Origin of the sequence: Mesorhizobium sp. ES1-6, from assembly GCF_020164775.1 — a bacterium.
Lineage (GTDB): Bacteria > Pseudomonadota > Alphaproteobacteria > Rhizobiales > Rhizobiaceae > Mesorhizobium.
Map to the genome: position 1 here is coordinate 428,161 of NZ_JAIUGU010000001.1, position 15,450 is coordinate 443,610.

18 protein-coding genes and 1 tRNA gene are annotated in these 15,450 nt (G+C 62.7%); 11 read left to right on the forward strand and 8 right to left on the reverse strand.

Features of this window, described 5'->3' with window-relative positions; translation table 11 throughout:
* Positions 1-46 precede the first annotated feature (46 nt).
* The 3 genes from gor to rpiA form a co-directional block, all read right to left on the reverse strand.
* Positions 47-1,438, reverse strand: coding sequence for a glutathione-disulfide reductase (gene gor, locus LB564_RS02300; protein WP_224534645.1), 1,392 nt, complete (start codon positions 1,436-1,438; stop codon positions 47-49).
* A gap of 116 nt (positions 1,439-1,554) precedes the next feature.
* Positions 1,555-2,169: a DUF2059 domain-containing protein gene (locus tag LB564_RS02305; protein WP_140701234.1), complete on the reverse strand. Its 615-nt coding sequence runs from the start codon at positions 2,167-2,169 to the stop codon at positions 1,555-1,557.
* Positions 2,156-2,887 carry a ribose-5-phosphate isomerase RpiA gene (gene rpiA / locus LB564_RS02310; protein ID WP_140701236.1) on the reverse strand — a complete coding sequence of 244 codons (732 nt, stop codon included), beginning with the start codon at positions 2,885-2,887 and terminating at the stop codon, positions 2,156-2,158. The genes LB564_RS02305 and rpiA overlap by 14 nt, the downstream gene beginning before the upstream one ends.
* 164 nt (positions 2,888-3,051) lie before the next feature.
* Between rpiA and LB564_RS02315 the strand changes: the two genes are divergently transcribed.
* The 4 genes from LB564_RS02315 to LB564_RS02330 all read left to right on the forward strand — a co-directional run bounded on the left by LB564_RS02315 (position 3,052) and on the right by LB564_RS02330 (position 5,591).
* Entirely contained in the window at positions 3,052-3,732 is a 681-nt protein-coding gene (locus LB564_RS02315) for a phosphoglycolate phosphatase (protein ID WP_224534647.1), read from the forward strand.
* 126 nt (positions 3,733-3,858) lie between these two features.
* Positions 3,859-3,933: transfer RNA gene (locus tag LB564_RS02320), tRNA-Val, on the forward strand.
* Positions 3,934-4,592: 659 nt separating this feature from the next.
* Positions 4,593-4,850 (forward strand): PepSY domain-containing protein, encoded by a 258-nt coding sequence (locus LB564_RS02325; protein WP_140701242.1) that lies wholly within the window; start codon positions 4,593-4,595, stop codon positions 4,848-4,850.
* A gap of 264 nt (positions 4,851-5,114) precedes the next feature.
* On the forward strand, positions 5,115-5,591 hold the full coding sequence (locus tag LB564_RS02330) for a hypothetical protein (RefSeq protein WP_224534649.1): 477 nt from the start codon (positions 5,115-5,117) through the stop codon (positions 5,589-5,591).
* A gap of 4 nt (positions 5,592-5,595) precedes the next feature.
* Here LB564_RS02330 and LB564_RS02335 read toward each other — a convergent pair whose 3' ends face one another.
* Both LB564_RS02335 and LB564_RS02340 read right to left on the reverse strand, forming a co-directional pair.
* Positions 5,596-7,485, reverse strand: coding sequence for a murein L,D-transpeptidase (locus tag LB564_RS02335; protein WP_224534651.1), 1,890 nt, complete (start codon positions 7,483-7,485; stop codon positions 5,596-5,598).
* Positions 7,486-7,696: 211 nt separating this feature from the next.
* Positions 7,697-8,443 (reverse strand): 3-oxoacyl-ACP reductase family protein, encoded by a 747-nt coding sequence (locus LB564_RS02340; protein ID WP_224534652.1) that lies wholly within the window; start codon positions 8,441-8,443, stop codon positions 7,697-7,699.
* Between the two features lie 99 nt (positions 8,444-8,542).
* Between LB564_RS02340 and LB564_RS02345 the strand changes: the two genes are divergently transcribed.
* Positions 8,543-9,151, forward strand: a complete 609-nt coding sequence (locus LB564_RS02345) for a TetR/AcrR family transcriptional regulator (protein ID WP_224534654.1) — start codon at positions 8,543-8,545, stop codon at positions 9,149-9,151.
* Positions 9,152-9,215: 64 nt separating this feature from the next.
* Entirely contained in the window at positions 9,216-9,611 is a 396-nt protein-coding gene (locus LB564_RS02350) for a rhodanese-like domain-containing protein (RefSeq protein ID WP_140701252.1), read from the forward strand.
* Between the two features lie 11 nt (positions 9,612-9,622).
* Here the strand turns inward: LB564_RS02350 and LB564_RS02355 are convergent, their stop codons facing one another.
* Positions 9,623-10,534: an alpha/beta hydrolase gene (locus LB564_RS02355; RefSeq protein WP_224534656.1), complete on the reverse strand. Its 912-nt coding sequence runs from the start codon at positions 10,532-10,534 to the stop codon at positions 9,623-9,625.
* 47 nt (positions 10,535-10,581) lie between these two features.
* Between LB564_RS02355 and LB564_RS02360 the strand changes: the two genes are divergently transcribed.
* The gene (locus LB564_RS02360; RefSeq protein WP_140701255.1) at positions 10,582-11,034 is read left to right on the forward strand and encodes a MarR family winged helix-turn-helix transcriptional regulator; all 453 of its coding nucleotides are present in this window, start codon (positions 10,582-10,584) and stop codon (positions 11,032-11,034) included.
* 23 nt (positions 11,035-11,057) lie between these two features.
* On the opposite strand, the gene LB564_RS02365 is transcribed toward LB564_RS02360, so the two are convergent.
* Together LB564_RS02365 and LB564_RS02370 are read right to left on the reverse strand one after the other, a co-directional pair.
* Complete coding sequence (locus LB564_RS02365) at positions 11,058-11,669, reverse strand: pyridoxamine 5'-phosphate oxidase family protein (RefSeq protein WP_224534658.1); 612 nt, start codon at positions 11,667-11,669, stop codon at positions 11,058-11,060.
* An 80-nt stretch (positions 11,670-11,749) separates the two neighbouring features.
* Complete coding sequence (locus LB564_RS02370; protein ID WP_224534660.1) at positions 11,750-12,103, reverse strand: gamma-butyrobetaine hydroxylase-like domain-containing protein; 354 nt, start codon at positions 12,101-12,103, stop codon at positions 11,750-11,752.
* A 192-nt stretch (positions 12,104-12,295) separates the two neighbouring features.
* On the opposite strand from LB564_RS02370, the gene moaA reads away from it, so the two are divergent.
* The 4 genes from moaA (at position 12,296) to LB564_RS02390 (ending at position 15,400) form a co-directional block, all read left to right on the forward strand.
* A complete protein-coding gene (gene moaA / locus LB564_RS02375; RefSeq protein WP_224534663.1) occupies positions 12,296-13,291 on the forward strand; it encodes a GTP 3',8-cyclase MoaA in 996 nt (331 codons plus the stop codon).
* A gap of 54 nt (positions 13,292-13,345) precedes the next feature.
* On the forward strand, positions 13,346-13,819 hold the full coding sequence (locus tag LB564_RS02380; protein WP_224534665.1) for a hypothetical protein: 474 nt from the start codon (positions 13,346-13,348) through the stop codon (positions 13,817-13,819).
* Between the two features lie 120 nt (positions 13,820-13,939).
* Complete coding sequence (locus tag LB564_RS02385) at positions 13,940-14,299, forward strand: hypothetical protein (RefSeq protein ID WP_224534667.1); 360 nt, start codon at positions 13,940-13,942, stop codon at positions 14,297-14,299.
* Positions 14,300-14,479: 180 nt separating this feature from the next.
* Complete coding sequence (locus LB564_RS02390; protein WP_224534669.1) at positions 14,480-15,400, forward strand: DMT family transporter; 921 nt, start codon at positions 14,480-14,482, stop codon at positions 15,398-15,400.
* Positions 15,401-15,450: the final 50 nt, after the last annotated feature.

The following is a 15,450-nucleotide window of genomic DNA, read 5'->3' on the forward strand; positions in this document are numbered from 1 at the left end:
CGGTTCGACTGCCGCCGCCGGTCATCGGCGGCGGCGGCAGGCGACGTCAGATGCGCTCGCCGTCCTTCACCCGATAGGTCGGCTTGTACATGGTAACCAGTTCCTCGGCCGCGGTCGGGTGCACGGCCATCGTGCGATCGAAATCATCCTTGGTCAGCCCCGCCTTCAGCGGGATACCGAGCAACTGCGCCATTTCGCCGGCATCCGGCCCCAATATGTGTGCGCCGAGAACCTTGCGCGAAGCGCCGTCGACGACCAGCTTTATCAGCATCTTTTCGTCACGGCCCGACAGCGTGTGCCGCATCGGCCGGAAGCTGGCGCGGTAGATTTCGATATCGGCGAAGCGTTTGACGGCGTCGTCCTCCGACAGGCCCACCGTGCCGATTTCCGGTTGCGAGAAAACGGCGGTCGCGATCGTATCATGGTCGGGCGCGGTCGGATTGTTCTTGAATACCGTTTCAACGAAGCACATGGCTTCGTGAATCGCCACCGGCGTCAGCTGCACCCGGTTGGTGACATCGCCGATCGCCCAGATGTTGTCGATGTTGGTGCGGGAATACCGGTCGACCTTGATCGCGCCGGTCGCGGTGACCATTTCGATGCCTATGCCTTCCAGGCCCATATTCTCGGTGTTGGGAATGCGGCCGATGGCGAGCATCGCCTGGTCTACCGTCAGCACCTGATCCCCGGTGATCCGCACGTCGAGCCGTCCGTCCGGCCGCTTGCTGACCGATTCGGAGACGGCATGGCAAAGGATCTTGATCCCCTTCTTCTCCATCGTCTCATGCAGCGTGCGCCGCAGGTCCATGTCGAAGCGGCTGAGAATCTCCTTGCCGCGATAGACCAGCGTGGTGTCGACGCCGAGGCCATGGAAGATGTTTGCGAACTCGACCGCGATATAGCCACCGCCTTCGATCATGATCGCCTTTGGCAGTTCCTTGAGGTCGAAGGCCTCATTGGAAAAGATGCAGTGTTCGTGGCCGGGCAGTGCCGGATGCGCCGCCGGGCGGCCGCCCGTGGCGATCAGGATCTGATCGGCGGTGACGGTGCGGTCCTCGCCCAGGAGATGCACCACGTGCGGGTCGACGATCATCGCTCGCGAATGAAAGGTCTCGCCGCCCGAGCCCTCGACATTCTTCTTGTAGATTGCTTCCAGCCGGCTGATCTCGCGGTCCTTGTTGGCGACCAGTGTCTGCCAGTCGAAACTGGCTTCCGGCACTGTCCAGCCATAGCCGGCGGCGTCAGCGAAATGTTCGGGAAACTGCGAGGCGTAGACGTAGAGTTTCTTCGGCACGCAGCCCCTGATGACGCAGGTGCCACCGAAACGGGATTCTTCGGCGATGCCGACGCGCTTGCCAAGCGCTGCCGCGACCCGCGCCGCCCTCACCCCGCCGGAGCCGCCGCCGATGACGAAGAGATCGTAGTCGTAACCGGCCATGAACGGCTCCTTGAACGTCTGAAAATGTGAGTGACAGGTAGGCCGCAAACCATCAAAAGAAAAGCCCGGACAAGCCGGGCTTCATGGATGGCCGCAAGACCATTGGCAGATCAGGATCAGTTCTGCGTGCCGTCCGCGGGGGCCGAACCATCCGCCGGAGCAGACCCGTCAGCGGGTGCTGCGCCATCCGCCGGAGCCGCACCATCCGCGGGTGCGGCTGGCGCCTTCGCTTTCGCCGCCGCCGCCAGCGTCTCGCCAACTTGCTGGGCGAGATCGCGCGCCACGCCGTTTTGCCAGATGTCGGCCGCCTTGACGAGGTCGCGCGTCACGGCCGGGCCGCTGTCGAGCAGCTTCTTGCCGGACTCGGAGCTGTAGAAGGTCGCGATGTCGGTGAGTTCCTTTTCGGAAAACACTTTCGCATAGGCAAGAGCCGCTTCCTTCTCGAGATCCGCGCGGCGCGAAGCCATGGCCAACGCCTTTTCGTTGATCGTCTTGCCGATCAGCTCCTGCATATCAGGGTTCTTCTGGATGAGCTGCGATTCCAGTGCGGCCGCCGCTTGCGGCAAAATGTTGTCGAACGGGTCGGTCGCATGGATCGCCGTGACCGCCGCCCGGGCCGCCTTCAGGTGCGATTCCGTGACGTCCTGCGAAAACGCCGGCGAAGAGAAAGCAAGGACGGCTGAAGCCGCCAGAACGGCGCAAAGGCTGCGAACCCGGTTATGCAACATCATGATCGGTAGAACTCCCTGGTTTTCGGGCGGCATGGACGGCCTGGATACCGTCGCCGCCGGCGATGATGGCCACTGACGCCAGCCCGATGAAAAGACCATGCTCGACCACGCCAGGAATGGCATGGAGAGCATTCGAAAGCGCTCTTGTATCCGGAATGCGGCCAAAAGATGCATCGAGGATAAAATGGCCGCCGTCTGTAACAAAAGGCTGGCCTCCCGTCATCCTCAATGTCACCGGGCCGGAAAGGCCGAGATTTTCAGCCGCCACGGCCACGGCGATCTCGGTCGCGCGCAGGCCGAACTGGTTGACTTCTATGGGGAGGGGAAACCGGCCGAGTGTCTCGACCATCTTCGATCGATCCGCGATGACGATCATACGCTGCGAAGCCGCGGCCACGATCTTTTCGCGCAGCAGCGCACCGCCGCCGCCCTTGATCAATGTCAGCTCCGGGTCGACCTCGTCAGCGCCGTCGACGGTCAGATCGAGTTCGGGCGTTTCCTCCAGCGTCGACAACGGCACGCCGAGTTCGCGGCACAGCGCCGCGGTGCGTTCCGAGGTCGGCACGCCGATGACCCTCATGCCGCTGGCGACCTTGTCGGCGAGCAGCCGCACGAACTCTTCCGCCGTTGTGCCGGTGCCGATGCCGAGGCGCATGCCGTCGGTGACATGGGCAAGGGCCGCGCGCGCGGCCTCGACCTTCAATTGCCTTGCATCCATGCCGCTTGCTGCCCCGGGAAACTGGTGTTTGGGCTCCTAGCATTTTTGCCGGGCGGGTCAAAGCCCTTGAGCACGGGGCCTTGACCATCCGTCCACCAATGCTTGCCTAGACGGCCCACAGCCGCTATCGCGTCCGAACAGCAAAATCCGCACAGGAACAGACAATGACCCGACCGATCATCGTGTTCGACCTCGATGGAACGCTGATCGACACGGCGCCGGACCTGCTCGACAGTCTCAACCACAGCCTTGCCGCCAGCGAACTCGCGGCCGTCGACGAGGCCGGTTTCAAGCGCTTCGTCGGCCATGGCGGCCGCGTCATGATCGAACGGGCGCACAACGCCCAGCAACGATCCCTCGACGTCGCGGAGCACGACCGGCTGCTGAAACTGTTCCTCGATCACTACACCCTCAACATTCCTGGCAAGTCGCGCCCCTACCCCGGCGTGATCGAGGCGATCGCCCGCTTCGAGAAGGCCGGCTATCTCCTGGCTGTCTGCACCAACAAATACGAAGCCAATTCGCTGGCGCTGATCGAGGCGCTCGGCCTGACCAGGCATTTCGCGGCAATTGCCGGACAGGACACGTTCGCGTTCCGCAAACCCGATCCGCGCCATCTGATCGAAACCATCAAACTCGCTGGCGGCGATCCGCATCGCGCCGTGATGGTCGGTGATTCGCAGACCGACATCGACACGGCGAAGGCCGCCGGCATTCCTGTCGTGGCTGTCGATTTCGGCTACACCGACCGGCACGTGCGCGAGTTCGAACCCTCGGTCGTGATCTCGCATTTCGATTCGCTGACGGTGGAACTCGCGGACAGACTGATCGCTGCCTCAGCCTAATAACGACCGCGCCCGAACAGTCTTCAAATCAGCGGATCCAATCGCTCAAAGATCGCCAGGGATCGCCTTGACTTAATCGGTATGCCTCCCTTATATCGCGGCTCGCTTGGCCTTCGGGCAACGAGCGGGCGATTAGCTCAGCGGGAGAGCACACCCTTCACACGGGTGGGGTCGCAGGTTCAATCCCTGCATCGCCCACCATTTTTCTTCTGATTTTACGACTTGTCCGGTTTCGAGAGCTTTTGCCGTTTCGGCTAGAAGCGCGTAACTGGCCATCCTCTCCGCTTGAAGCAGGAGCGTGGCATCGGCGCCGGTCGAGCCCGGTCCCTGGGCGGCTTCGCCCGTCAATTGATGCGGGAACATTTTCAGCCCTGTGGTGTTGGCCTGCGAAGGAGAACTGTTGTGATTAGACCTGACGCCATTTGGGCCCTGACAATCATCGGACCTGTCATTCTGGCTGCGATAATCATCTATGCTCTGGCAAACCAGCGAAGGCTTTCGCGGCGTGCCAAGGCTCACCAGGACGAAGCGGTAAACAACCTCTATGACGACCCCAAAGGGCGCTCGTCACCGGCGGGCGAAGTCCGGGCCGAGGAGGCGGAGGTTCGACCTCCTCAAAAATAGGCTGCTTCCTCTCTTTGCCGCCCGCTGGCGAGGCGGCTGGATTTGCAAGCGGGCGCCCGGTGTCCATGCGATGGAGGCTTCGTGGAATGCGTCACCGCCTCACCGCCGTGGATATCGGGAGCCGCATGGCGGAGAAGGCTTGTACTTCATCCACGACAAGCTGTCAGGTAATCTGCTTCCGTCGGAACAAACCGCAGCCATCGGGCGTTTCTTCTCGTTCAAATATGAGGGAAATCATGTCCAGATTGGTTCTCGTGGCCGGCATGGCGCTTCTTTGCGGTGTCGGTTCGGCCTTTGCCGCCGATGACAAACCGCTGCCGCCCCCCAACGCCAAGAAGTTGTCTGAAATCCTCGCCAAGGTCGAGCAGCGCAACGGCTTCCGCTATGTCAAGGAAGTCGATTGGGAAGATGGCGCCTACACCATCACCTATTACACGGCGGACAAGGCGAAGGTCGAAATCACCTACGACCCCGTCACGGCCGAACCTAAATAAGACGTAAGCCGACCGCCGGCACAACGCCTCGTTTCCCCGCGCTCCTTGCCGCGAAGAAGCATCGCGCCTTTGGGCAAGTGCGGGTGTGTGTTCGAATCTGGCTCTTTGGGCCGGCCTTGATCCAGCTTGCCGGATCCGCAGCATCTGTGCGGCGGCGCCTGACGACGGCTTTCACCAGCCAGGCCATGACATCTTCCGTCTCCCCTTGCGTCACTTCGCCATTGATGGCTGATTGTGGAATGACTGGGCTTCACGGGGGTGGGCATGTCGACAGCGAAGCACATACTGAAGCGCGTCCTGATGATGCTCGCCGGCTATCTCGTCGCCATACTGGCTGGCCTGATCGCCGTGGTGGCGATCTATGCTGCGTTGAGCGCGCTGCCCAACGCGCCAGCCTATTTCGACCTGATGGGCGTCTCGCCGATCGCGGCCTTTGTGGTGCCGCCGCTCGGCATGTTCATCTATTTCCTGACGATTGTAGTGACCGCGCCGCAGACGCTGATTTTCGCACTGATCGCCGAGTTCTTCTCCTTGCGCAGCGCCTTGCTCCACATGCTTTTCGGCGCCGCGGCCGCCGCCGGCGGCTTCTTCCTGATCTGGCCGAGCGCGGCGGAGGACGTGGATCTGGAGCGCTGGGCCGACATCGGCATCATCGCCGCCGCCGGTCTGGTTGCCGGGCTTGTCTATTGGCTGATCGCCGGGCGCGACGCCGGTTTCCGGCGCCCGCTATCGGAGCGTTAAGCGCTCAGCTCGACGGCGAGCGCACCGCTTCGGTCGCGTCCAAGGCCTGCTTCAGCCGTGAGTCGCGATCGTAGACGTCGCTGAAATACTCGACCTTGCCGGACATGTCGGGCCAGGCGGTGAAGTAGGCGACATAGACCGGAATCGTGCGCGTCACATTCTCGGTCGAGTGCCCGTGCTTCAGCTTCTCGGCGATATAATCGACAGAGGTGCCGAGCACCGCCGCCGCCATCCCGCGCGGATCCTGCAGGCGCACGCAACCATGGCTGAGCGCACGCATATCCTGTTTGAAAAACGATTTCTGCGGCGTGTCGTGCATGTAGATCGCGTGCTTGTTGGGGAACAGGATCTTCAGCTCACCCAGCGCGTTGGCCTCGCTCGGCTGCTGGCGCACATTGTAGGGAATGTTAGCACCATAGGCGCCCCAGTTCACCGCCGACGAAGGGATACGCTTGCCGCGCGAGTCCGTCACCTCGTAACCGGCGCGATCGAGATAGCCGGGATCGTTGCGCAACCGGGGCAGCATTTCGTTGACGATGATCGACTGCGGCACGCCCCAGTAAGGGTGGAAATCGACCTGCTTGATCTGGTCGTAGAAGAAAGCGGTCTGGTTGGTGACCCGACCGACGACGGCGCGCGTCTTCAGCTTCTCCTGGCCGTCGTCGATGTAGCTTGCGGTGAAGGCCGGCTGGTTGATGAAAACACGCGGGCTGCCGAGATCGGAAGGCAGCCAGCGCAGTTCCTCCAGCGCCACCTCGACCTTGAGCAGCCTGTCGGCCTTCGATGTCCCGGCCAGCGAGGCGACGGTGCGCGGTCCGATGACGCCGTCTCCCTTCATGCCTTCTTTCACCTGCACCGCCTTGATGAGCGGAACCAGTTCGGGAACGTAGACTTCGCTGGTTGCCAGCCGCGACAGGACCTCGCCATAGGTGCCGCCCATCTCGTCATCGAGATTGCGCGCGATCAGCGACAGGAGTTTCGGCAGTTCTGGGCTGGTTTCGCCAGGCTTCAAAAGCAGCTTGGGATCGACGACGATCTCGTTCTCGGCGCTCGCCTGCAGCGATTCCAGTTCGACGCGCAGTGCCTGATACTCCGCATTCTGCGGATGGCGCGATTCGAGATAGGTGCGCACTTCCTGCGTATGCGCCAGCGTTTTGAGCACGCCGGCCAAGTCGAGCGGCTTGGTCGGGAAATCATAGTAGCCGGTCATGCGGTTCGGCTCGACACGGCCGCTCTGGGCGTCATGGGCGTAACGCAACACGCGTGCCGACAGCGCCATCTCGAAACGGACGAGTTCCTTCAACTTGGCTGCGTCGTCTGTCGAGGCCGAACTGCCGGCTGGTACATTGACGGTATAGTCGGCAGGCGCGAGCCCGTAGCTCGCAGCCTCGCCAAGCACCCGCACGGCATCCTGCGCGCGGCTGTTGGGGCTGGTTCCGCTGACCCAGATGAAATCGGGGTTGGCCGAATAGTAGGCGATCAGCGCCTTGGCGATCTCCGGCTCGGCATAGAGTTCGTAGTCGGAGAGCCCGGCCATGGCTTCGTGGAAGGCAGCCCCCGTGGCCGAGGGAACGAAAGCGGCGTCTTGCGGTGTCGCCGGCTGCGGCGCGGTCGCCAGCGTGGAAAAGTCGATCCGCACCAGTCTGTCGGCCTTGTAGGTATAGTAGGACGGACTGCTGATCTTCACGCCGCCACCGCCGCCGCCACCGGCCGGCGCCTTCGGCTTGTGCTTTGGCGGAGGAGGCGGAAACTCGCCTTTCGGCTCATGCCTGATGCCGCCGCCGAACAGCATGTCGAAAAGCCCTTGAGCTCCTGCCTGAGGCATGCCGAAAGCCAGCGTCGCCGTAATCGCCACCAGCGGCGCCACGGTTGCTTTTTTACCGAGGAATTTCATGGATCACCCGCTCCGGCCGCAACCGGTTCCCGTTCCGCAACGCTAGACCGTCCCGCTCACCGCATGGCGGATGTAAGGCGCGACTATACCGATTCATACCGATTTCGTTAAGCTTTCATAAATTTCGGCGGGCCTGTTGCAGAACGGTTTCACAACATCGTGACGGTCGGCGCGGCCAGATCGCCGCGCCGTTCGCGGGGGCGCAGCGTCTTCAGGCGTTTGCGCCGCCGTCGATGGTCAGCGCGGCCCCGGTGACGAAACGGCCCTCGGGGCCGGCGAGCCAAGCAACCATGCCGGCAATATCGTGCGTCTTGCCGAATCGCGGGGTCGCCATCTTCTGGAGTTGATGTTCGGCATGCGGGCCGCCGGCAGGGTTCATGTCGGTATCCGTAGAGCCGGGATGCACTATATTGGCGGTGATGCCGCGTGGCCCGAGGTCGCGGGCCAATGCCTTGGTCAGGCCGACCAGCGCCGCCTTGCTGGCCGAGTATGCAGCCAGGCTGGTGTCGGTAACCCTCTCGGCCAGATTGCTACCGATCGAGATGATCCTGCCGCCCTCGCCCATATGTCTTGCCGCCGCCTTCGAGGCAATGAACGGCGCCCTCAGATTGACCGACATGGTTTCGTCGAAATCGGCAAGCGACAGCGTATCGATGGGTGCGGCGCGCCAGATGCCGGCACTGTTGACCAGGATGTCGAGGCGGCCGAAGGCGTTCATCGCCTCGGTGACCGAGCCTTCGATGGCGGCGGCGTCGCGATTGTCGGCTTGGATGGCAATGGCGCGCCCACCCGCCGCGACAATCTCGGCAACGACAGCCTGGGCCGGCGCCGCGCTGTTCACGTAGGTGATGGCGACGTCGGCGCCGTCGGCCGCAAGCCGCTTTGCAATCGCGGCACCTATGCCGCGGCTGCCGCCGGTGACCAAAGCTGCCTTGCCGTTCAATCCGTTCGCTGACATGTCATTCTCCTTTATGTAACGATCGATACATAAATTTCTGGCAGCCTTGTCCGGCGGCGTCAACTGAATTATGTATCGATCAACACACAAAAGAGCGCCATGCCGGAAAGAGGCCGTCCCCGCACCTTCGATCGAACCGCCGCCTTGCGGCGGGCAATGGAGCTGTTCTGGGCCAAAGGTTATGAAGGCACCTCGATCGCCGACCTGACGGCGGCGATGGGCATCGGTTCACCCAGCCTCTATGCCGCCTTCGGCAGCAAGGAGGCACTGTTCCTCGAAGCGACCGACTACTACACGGGCACCGAAGGCACGGAGATCTGGACCGCGCTGGACGAGGCGCCGACGGCATGCCAGGCGATCGAGAATTTCCTGCGCCAGACGGCCAAGGCCTATTCGCGGAACGACCGCCCGCAGGGTTGTCTGATCGCGCTTGGCGCGCTGCACCAGGATTCAAGCAGCGGCGCCATTTGCGATGATCTGCGCCGCCGCCGCGCCGAAAACCACACCCTCTTGCTCAGGCGGCTGGAACGCGGCATTGCGGAAGGCGAATTGCCGGCGGGGTTCGACAGCGATGCAGCGGCGACCTTCTATGCGACGGTCCAGCACGGCATGTCGATCCAGGCTCGCGACGGCGCTTCATGTGATGCGCTGATGGCGACTGTCGCCGGAGCGATGGCGGCATGGCAGGGACTTGCCGGAACGGCGTGACAAAGCGCTGGCGTTGTGCTGGAAATCCGCTCTGCGGCGAAAGAGCGCCGGGAGGGGATCGTCCGTGAAAAAAGGGTATCGCGAGCTGCTCGACGAGGCCAATGCCGAGATCGAGGTGGTGTCACCCGAGGAAGCAGCCGGGCTGCTCGACGACGAGGACACCATCTTCGTCGATCTGCGCGATCCTCGCGAGATAGAGCGCGACGGCAGAATTCCCGGCGCCAGGCATGTCACGCGTGGCATGCTGGAGTTCTGGATCGATCCCGAAAGCCCCTACCACAAGCCCTTTTTCGCTTCCGGAAAAAGCTTCGTCTTCTTTTGCGCCGGTGGCTGGCGTTCGGCGCTGGCTACCAAGACTGCGCAGGACATGGGTCTCTCCCCGGTCAAGCACATCCTCGGCGGCTACACCGCCTGGAAGGCCGCCGGACTGCCCGTGGAGCCCGGGGAAAAGAAGAAATAGCTGAACGCGGATCAGTGGATCCGCGACGGCTCGCGCTGCGTGGTCACGAAGCCGACGGCGCGCTCAACCACGCCCTTGTCGGCCAGAATGCGGCGATGGCCGAGCCCGTCGGCCCAATGCAGCCGCACATGGTCGCCGGCGCCGGCGTAACGTCGCGCATGTTCAGCCGGTACCTCGCGGTCGTCGGAAGCATGGATGACCAGCGTCGGCACCGGCGCCTGGGCTAGCTGGCGGTCGCCGGTGAATTCATGCAGCGGCCGGCCGGAGAGATATTCGACACGATCGGCCATCGCGACCTGCGAGCGGGGACCGACATTGAGCATGCGACTGAAATCGGCGAAAATCGCCGGCAGCGAACTTGGCGCCGCGATCAGCACGAGACGTCCGGCCGCCAGCGGCGGGATGTCCTTGACGGAACCGGCGATGGCATTGGCGGCAACGGCGCCTCCGAAGGAATGGCCGACGGCGGCCACGAACGGTCCGAACCACTGGCCGGCCACCCTCGCGGCTTCAACGGCATTGACCATGTTCAGGTGCCTGCCCTGCGAATGGCCATGGCCGGGAAGATCGAGCGAGACGACCTTGTAGCCGGCGGCGCGAAAACCTTCGATCAGCACGCGCATATATTCGGTGCGCGAACGCCAGCCATGAATGACAAGAATGGTGCCGGCGGGCTCGTGGCCCGGCTCCGGGCGGAATTCATGCACCATGACGCAGCCGGTCGCGGTCTTCAGCCTGTGATGCCGCGCCTCGGCCATGAATGCCGCGGCGCGATCGATGGCGCGGCGTTCGCCGTCGGTCAGCGTCCGCGTGCTTGGCGTGCGGCAAAACAATTCGAAAGCCGCGCGCCCGGTGATGCGTGGCGCGACATGTTCGGCCGCACCAAACACACCTCGGATGACCTTCAGCCCGAATGATGCCATAGTGGGAATCCATCCATACGTTCAAGCATGAACATAATAGTTCAAAGATGAACAATAAACAAGAGCTACCCTGGGACAACCCGCGTTTTCGCAACTGGGTCGCGGTGGCGCGCGCCTGCCATGTGCTGGAGCGCACGCTGGCGGTGAAACTCGCGCCGCTCGACCTCAAGCCGGCGCAGCTCGACGTGTTGATGAATCTCTACCGCCATCCCGGCATGTCGCAGCACGACCTTGCCCGCAAGCTGCTCGTCGGCCGTTCCAACATCACCATGCTGTTGCCGCAGCTGGAAGTGCGTGGTCTGCTGCGGCGCGAAGGCGACGAGAAGGACAAGCGCATCTTGCGGCTTACTTTGACCGAAGCTGGCGAGGCGCTGCTGATGCAGGCGCTGAAAGTGCATATGGCGCTGATCGAGAAGGCGATGAGCCAGTCGACACCGGAGCAATGCGACATGATCGGCGAGCAGATGCGTAAAATCTATGAGGTGCTGAACGAGGCGTGATCGCCTCTTCCGCCCTCAACTGACTACCACATCGACTTCTTCGCCCGCTCCGGCCATTCCCTGTCGTAAGTTTCGCCGTCGATGTTCTTGCGGCTGGTGATTTCCAGGATCTGGCCGGGGGTCGGCAGCGATTTCGGGTCGACGTGTCTCTCCGGATTCCACAGTTCCGACCGCACGATCGCCCGGGCGCATTGGAAATAGACCGAATCGACCTCGATCACGATCACCGAACGGGCCGGCTTGCCTTCGATGGTGAACGACGCGCACAGCGCTGCGTCCGTGTTGATATGCGCACGGCCATTGATGCGCAACGTCGTGCCGGAGCCCGGCACGAGGAACAGCAGGCCGACGCGCGGGTCGCCGATGATGTTCTTCAGCGAATCGGCACGGTTGTTGCCGCGCCGGTCCGGCATCATCACGGTCTTTGGATCGACGATCCTCACGAAGCCCGCGAGATCGCCGCGCGGCGAGCAATCCAGCCCCTCGGGACCGCTGGTCGCGAGCGCGACGAAGGGCGAGGCCTCGATAAAGGCGGCATATTCGGGAATGACATGATCGAGTTCCTTGACCACGGAGGCTTCGCCGGGCAATCCGTAAAGCGCTTCGAGTTGCTCGACCGTGGTGATGACTGACATCTTTTTCGTCTCCCGATCCGCCGCCCTACTCCCGATCGCCCGTACTCCCGATCCATGACGTTTTGACGACGCAACGGCGGCTAACGATCGCGGCTCAGGCCCTTCTCGGTGAGTTCCGCGAGATAGGCGCTCCAGCGAGCGTCCTTCTCGTGGCCGAGCGTATGCAGATAGTTCCAGGTGAAGATGCCGGTGTCGTGGAAGTCGTCGAAGGTGATGCGCACGGCGTAATTGCCGATCGGCTCGATCTTGAGGATGGTCACATCGCGTTTGCCGGGCACCGTCACCCGCTGTTCCGGCGAATGACCCTGCACTTCCGCGGAAGGCGATGCCACGCGCAGCAACTCCGCCGGCAGCTCGAACGGTTGGTGGCCCGGAAACGTCACGGTGAGCAGCTTGCGGTCCCTGGAGACCCTCAGTTCCTTTGGCGCTGTCATGATCTATCCTGCTTGAACGTCCCTTCCCTACGCTGCTTCGCCCGCTGCGCAAAGGCGTGCGAGGCCTCCGACATGCAATGTCGGTCGGGGAATGTTACCAAAGATCGAGGCAAGCTATCTTGAATGGCGGGCTGGATCGTATCACATAGCTGTATATAACGACGCCGGTAACGGCCACGGAAACACTCGGACATGAACATGATCGACCCCTTCGGTCGCACGATCAGCTATCTCAGAGTGTCGGTCACCGACCGCTGCGATTTCCGCTGCACCTATTGCATGGCCGAGGATATGGCCTTCCTGCCCAAGAAGGACCTGCTGTCGCTGGAAGAACTCGACCGGCTCTGCACCGTGTTCATCGAGAAGGGTGTCAGACGATTGCGTCTCACCGGCGGTGAGCCACTGGTGCGCAAGAACATCATGCATCTGGTGCGCCAACTGTCGCGCCACCTCGACAGCGGCGCGCTGGAAGAACTGACGCTGACCACCAACGGTTCGCAGCTGTCGCGTTTCGCCGGCGAGCTCGCCGATTGCGGCGTTAAGCGCATCAACGTCTCGCTCGACACGCTCGATGCCGACAAATTCCACGCCATCACCCGCTGGGGTCACCTCGGCAAGGTCATGGCGGGTATTGATGCCGCCCAGGCGGCCGGACTGAAAGTCAAGCTCAATGCGGTGGCGCTGAAGGATTTCAACGACGCCGAACTGCCGGAGATGATGCGCTGGGCGCATGGCCGCGGCATGGACCTGACGGTCATCGAAACCATGCCGATGGGCGAGATCGACGCCGACCGCACCGACCAGTATCTGCCGCTATCCCTGCTGCGCGCATCGCTCGCGCGCCAGTTCACGCTGACCGACATCCCCTTCAAGACCGGCGGACCGGCCCGCTATGTCAACGTCGCCGAGACCGGCGGCAAGCTCGGCTTCATCACGCCGATGACGCATAATTTCTGCGAAAGCTGCAACCGGGTCAGACTGACCTGCACCGGCACGCTCTATATGTGCCTCGGACAGGAAGATGCCGCCGACCTGCGTACGCCGTTGCGCGCATCCGAAGGCAACGAACTTGTTGCCGACGCTATAGACGAAGCCATCGGCCGCAAGCCGAAAGGCCATGACTTCATCATCGATCGCCGCACCAGCCGCCCATCGGTGTCACGGCATATGAGCGTCACGGGCGGCTGACCTTCTCGCCTGCCTGTGCGAGAATGCCGTGCATCATCGGCTTCGGGGCAAGGCATGCGACGGGTTTTTTTGATCGTCATATCTCTGGCTGCTCTCTCGGCGAGCACCGCAATCGCCGCGCCTTCCACCTACGTGAACGAGCGCTTCGGCACCGTCTGCACCTTTCCCGACGAAATCTTCACCGATCGTCAGCCCGAGCCTGAAAACGGTGACGGTCAGGTCTGGCTGAGCAAGGACGGCGCCAGCCTGACCTGCTCCGGCATCCTCAACGTCGACGAAGACACGCCGAAAGGCTTTGTCGCCGACGAAAAGGCGAGCAAGGAACCCGGCCATGCGGTCACCTACAGCAAGACCGGTAAGAACTGGGCAGTGCTGTCGGGAATGAAGGACGGAAAGATCTTTTACGAGCGGCGCCTGTTCGGCCGCGATGGCGTAATCCGCACGGTCTGGATCGATTATCCGCCGGCCCTCAAGTCGAAATACGATCCGCTGGTCGGTGCCATCGCAGGCAGCCTCAAGGGACAGTGAGTATTTCGGATCACACCCCAGAAAAAGTCTTGTTCGCAAACCGGTGCCGGATTTACGGCCAGCTTGTTCCAGCCTAGCCTCCGCCCGTAAGCGGCTCTTCGCTCACAGGGGGAATACGTCATGCGCAAACTCATTCTTTCTCTTGCGTTGCTTGGCTTCACGGCCCTGCCCGCGGCTGCCCAATCGATCGGCGGCACTTACACCGTCGCCGGCACCAATTTCGACGGTTCGGCCTATGACGGCGAAGCCACCATCACGCTGACCAGCGGCACCACCTGCACGATCCACTGGGAGACGGGGGGCTCGTCCTCGGATGGCATCTGCATGCGCAACGACAACGCCTTCTCCGCCGGCTACGTCATGGGCAAGGATATCGGCCTCGTCGTCTACAAGGTCGAGGATGACGGGTCGCTGCATGGCCTGTGGACCATCGCCGGCAAGGACGGCAACGGCACCGAGGTGCTGACGCCGAAGAAATAGTCGTCGCCTACGGCTGGACAGCTTTTGGGAGGCGATGCCGCCTTCCGATGGAATTCGTGCCGGATCCAGGATGATTTCACGTTGGTGAAGATGGATATCGGGCCCTGGCCCAGCCCTTTGCCGTTGCTGTTCCGTGGCGGGCTGTTACAGGCTTGCCTGCTCAGGCAATCGGTAGGTGTCTTGCCCCTCTCCCCAAATCTTCGCGGCGCGTTGTTCATGGTTGTGGCGATGGTTGGCTTCACGCTCAACGACGCCATTACCAAATACTCTTCGCAGTCGATGAACATGGCGCAGGTCATGCTGATCAGAGGGGCGTTCGCCTCGCTCTTCGTCGGCCTGCTGGCCTGGCAACGTGGCGCGCTTCTCCAGCCGCGCCTGATGCTGCATCCCATGGTTGCGATGCGTGTGCTGGGTGAAGCGGGCGGTACGGTCTCCTTCCTGGTCGCTCTCGCGCATTTGCCGATCGGCAGCGTTTCGGCCGTTCTGCAGGCGCTGCCGCTGGCCGTGACGATGGGAGCCGCCCTGTTTTTCGGCGAAGCGGTCGGCTGGCGGCGCTGGCTAGCGATCGCCGTCGGCTTTATCGGCGTGCTGGTCATCGTGCGGCCGGGCTTCGACGGATTCAGCGCCTATTCCCTTTGGGCGCTGGCCTCCGTCGCGTGCTGCACGGTGCGCGACCTCTCGACCAAGCGCATCCCACAGGTCATCCCCACGATGCTGGTCTCGACCGCCACCGCGCTTGCCATGACTATCGTCGGCGCGGCGCTGCTGTCTCCGATGGGCGGCTGGACACCGATGGCCCGCAAAAGCACGATGCTGCTGGCACTGGCCGCGGTGCTGGTGCTGATCGGCTATCAGTTCATCATCATGGCGATGCGCTCGGGCGAGATCTCCTTCATCGCCCCCTTCCGCTACACGGCACTCCTCTGGTCGATACTGCTTGGCCTGATCATCTTCGGTGACGTGCCGGACATGCCGATGGTCGTCGGCGCCACCATCATCGTCGGCTCGGGTCTCTACGCGCTTTATCGCGAGCGGATGGTCGGCCGGCGCAGGATCGTCGCCGAAACCACCGGTCCGGCGATGGCTCCGGACGGAATCTAACCGCGCCCCTTGAAGTTGCTTGCGATTTCCGGCGGCCGGGGTACAGGCTG